The sequence below is a fragment of the Streptomyces sp. NPDC058955 genome (genome assembly GCF_042741435.1).
Classification (GTDB): Bacteria; Actinomycetota; Actinomycetes; order Streptomycetales; family Streptomycetaceae; genus Streptomyces.
Genome location: NZ_JBHYKM010000167.1, coordinates 7,960 through 10,942, shown reverse-complemented (window position 1 = coordinate 10,942; position 2,983 = coordinate 7,960). Strand labels below are relative to the sequence as shown.

The 2,983-nt window shown below is 74.4% G+C and carries 3 protein-coding genes; 2 read left to right on the top strand and 1 reads right to left on the bottom strand.

Annotation, left to right across the window (positions count from 1 at the left end; all coding sequences use genetic code 11):
* Nucleotides 1–199 precede the first annotated feature (199 nt).
* Nucleotides 200–1,237 carry an ABC transporter substrate-binding protein gene (locus ACFW1I_RS35790; protein ID WP_384677847.1) on the bottom strand — a complete coding sequence of 346 codons (1,038 nt, stop codon included), beginning with the start codon at nucleotides 1,235–1,237 and terminating at the stop codon, nucleotides 200–202.
* 240 nt (nucleotides 1,238–1,477) lie between these two features.
* Here ACFW1I_RS35790 and ACFW1I_RS35785 point away from each other — a divergent pair, with 240 nt between their 5' ends.
* Both ACFW1I_RS35785 and ACFW1I_RS35780 read left to right on the top strand, forming a co-directional pair.
* Nucleotides 1,478–2,683: a hypothetical protein gene (locus ACFW1I_RS35785; protein ID WP_384677845.1), complete on the top strand. Its 1,206-nt coding sequence runs from the start codon at nucleotides 1,478–1,480 to the stop codon at nucleotides 2,681–2,683.
* Between the two features lie 61 nt (nucleotides 2,684–2,744).
* A complete protein-coding gene (locus tag ACFW1I_RS35780; RefSeq protein WP_384677843.1) occupies nucleotides 2,745–2,882 on the top strand; it encodes a hypothetical protein in 138 nt (45 codons plus the stop codon).
* The last annotated feature ends 101 nt before the right edge of the window (nucleotides 2,883–2,983 follow it).

The following is a 2,983-nucleotide window of genomic DNA, read 5'->3' as shown; positions in this document are numbered from 1 at the left end:
GCGGGGTGGCCGGGCCCCACACCCCCCCACGTGGGGACTACTCACCGCGCCGGGCGGGCCCCCCCGCCCGGCCCCGCGGGGGGGCCAAGCGGCCGAGGCCCGCCGCTATGATTAACCACTCCCGGGCCAGGGAGGAAAGGCTACCTGTCCTCCGTGCCCCGCCGTCCTGGCCTGTGGACAACCAGGGGTCGGCCCGGCGTCACTTCACCAGATCGGCGCGCAGGTCGTCGAGGACGCTGTTCGCGGCGGTCACGCCGAGGCCGAGGTACCAGGTCTCGTCGGCGACGTCCTTGGCCTGGCCGCCCTTGACGGCCTTGAGGTTCTTCCACAGGGGGTTGCCCTGGGCGGCGTCCTTCTTGGTCGCCTTGGCGTCGCCGTAGACGCCGGTGAAGATCCAGTCGGCGTCGGCCTGGTCGATCTTCTCCGGGCTGACCTCGACGGCGAGCTCGTCCACCTGCTGGTTCTTCGGGCGGGGCAGGCCGGCGTCCTCCAGGATGGTGCCGATGAACGACGCCTTCGCGTAGAGGCGGATCTTGCCGGGGAGGTAGCGGACCATCGAGACGGTCGGCTTGTTCGTACCGATGTCCGTGCCGAGCTGCTTGGCCTTGGTCTCGTAGGCCGCGAGCTTCTCCTTCGCCTCGGCGGTCCTGTCGAGCGCGGCGGCGTTGAGGAGGTAGTTCTCCTTCCAGGTGAAGCCCGGGCGGATGGAGAAGACGGTCGGCGCGATCTTCGACAGCTCGTCGTACTTGTCGGCGGCGCGCAGCTGGCTGCCGAGGATGAGGTCGGGCTGGAGGTTGGCGATGGCCTCCAGGTTCAGGTTGTTGATCGTGCCGACGGACTCGGGGTTGCCGGCGTCCTCGGCGAGGTAGCCGGGGATGCCGTCGTCGCCCTCGGAAGGGGCGTAGCCGACGGGCTTGACGCCGAGGGAGACGACGTTGTCGAGCTCGCCGACGTCGAGGACGACGACGCGCTTCGGGGCGGCCTTGACCTCGGTGGTGCCCATGGCGTGGGTGAGGGTGCGGGGGAACTGGCCCGGCTTGGCGTCGGTGCCCATGGCGGCGGTCTTGGCGGCGGCGTCGCCGAAGTCCTTGCCGCCGGTGGCGACGTCCTTCTTCTTCGCGGTGTCCTCCTTCTTGGTGGAGGCGTCGGACGAGCCGTCGCCTCCTCCGCAGGCCGCGAGGGAGAGCGCGGCGGCGAGGGCGACGACGGCGGCGGTGCCGCGGCGGCGGAGGGACATCGGGAGGGCTCCTCTTCGATGGCGGACGTCGAGGGGGGACGACGCAGGGCTGGTCCACGGCGGACCCACAGGCTCCGCTTAGGCTCGCCTTACCTTACGTATCCCCGGTCCCGGCAGCACAACCGGCCCCCCACGCTCAATCGAACGGGACGACCGCCACCCTTATGTGTGAAGTGCGGGGGCTCGTGTTGTTCGGCTGGAAGTGCGAAAACTAGCTTCGTGGCCGGAGGTGACGAGTCGATGACAGCGTGTGCCATCGAGACCACGGCCGAGGACGGCGACCGCGAGGGGACGGCCGTCCACCCCCCGGCGGGGTTCGCGATCACGGCGAACGGCGCGTACGGGGCCCGGCTGGCCGGTTCCGGGGACGCCCTGTACGCGGAGCGGTGGACGCTCGACGGCCCGGAGCCGTACGCCGTCCCGCTCCCGCTGGACCAGCCCGAGGAGCCGGACACCCGGCTGCTGCCGCTGGCCGACGGCCGGGTCCTGGTGTGCCGCCGGGTCGACGGGTCGCGCCACACCTTCTCGCTGCTGTACCCGACCGGCCCCGGCACCGGCGAGCTGCGGCTGGGCTCGGTGGAGGCCCCCGGCCCGGGGCGCGTGGAGCTGCTGCCGCCGTCCCCGGACGGCATCTGCGCGTACGCGATGCACGCCGGCCCGGAGACCACCACGCTCTGGCTGGTGGCGGGCGGGGCCTTCGGCCCGGAGCGGGTCGCGGAGCTGCCCGGCCACTACGCGGGCGGGGTCTGGCTGGACCGCACGGGGCGGATACTGGCGCTCGACCGGCGGCTCGGCGACGGGCCGGTGAAGACGGTGGCGGTGGACCTGGAGCGGGGCGGCGAGGTGTCGCCGCTGCTCCAGATCACCGAGGAGAGCGACGACCGGCTGCTGCTCGCGGACCCGGACAGCGGGCTGCTCCTGATCCGCTCGGACGCGCCGTCGCCGGGGCACGAGCGGCTGGGCTGGGGGGTGCTGGGCAGCCTGCTGCCGGTGCGGTTCCCCGAGTGCCTGCGGCTGGACGACGCGGCGGTGACGCCGTTCGCGATCCAGCCGGGCCAGGTGCTGATGCCGGAGAGCTGCGGGGTGGCGCTGCGGATCGACGCGGCGGGCGGCAGCTGGGTCGGCCTGTGGCGGCCGTCCGGGCGGCGGATGCACCAGGTGGCGGCGCCGCCCGGGTGGGTGGCGGGGGCCGGGACGTGGTCGCCGGAGGGCGTCCTGCGGCTGCCGTGCTCGACGGACGAGCTGCCGTGCGCGCTGGCCGGGCTCACGGTGCCGCCGGAGCCGGACCCGGAGACGGAGCCGGAGCCGGCCCCGGAGACGGACGGGGGGCCGGAGCCGGCCGGGGAGGCGGGCCGGGGGCCGGACGGGGAGGACGGGCGCCCGCGCGCGTGCCGGCCGGTCCCGCTCCAGCAGGCACCTCTGACGGACCGTAAACCCGCTGGTTAGACTCACCGCCGCAGCAAGAGCACAGCACAGCACCAGCACGTCCAACGGGGTGAGTACGACCATGTCCGAGAACAGCACGGAGGCGACGCAGGAGTCGCAGGACACGGGTGCCGGACGGCACCGGGGTTCGGCCGCGGCGGCGGAGGAGCCTTCCTCCGCCCCGCACGGCCGGCACCGGCGCGAGGCGGACGAGCGCTAGAGCCCGGCACGCGCGCGTGGGGGCCGGGGCCCGGGGGTGCGCGACCCCCGGGCGCCGGCCCTCCCCCCCCCCCCCCCCCCCCCGGGGGGGTGACGCCACGC

Coding starts and splice junctions, on each gene's coding strand:
- ACFW1I_RS35790 (WP_384677847.1), bottom strand. CDS start 1,237: ATGTCCCTCCGCCGCCGCGGCACCGCCGCCGTCGTCGCCCTCGCCGCC.
- ACFW1I_RS35785 (WP_384677845.1), top strand. CDS start 1,478: ATGACAGCGTGTGCCATCGAGACCACGGCCGAGGACGGCGACCGCGAG.
- ACFW1I_RS35780 (WP_384677843.1), top strand. CDS start 2,745: ATGTCCGAGAACAGCACGGAGGCGACGCAGGAGTCGCAGGACACGGGT.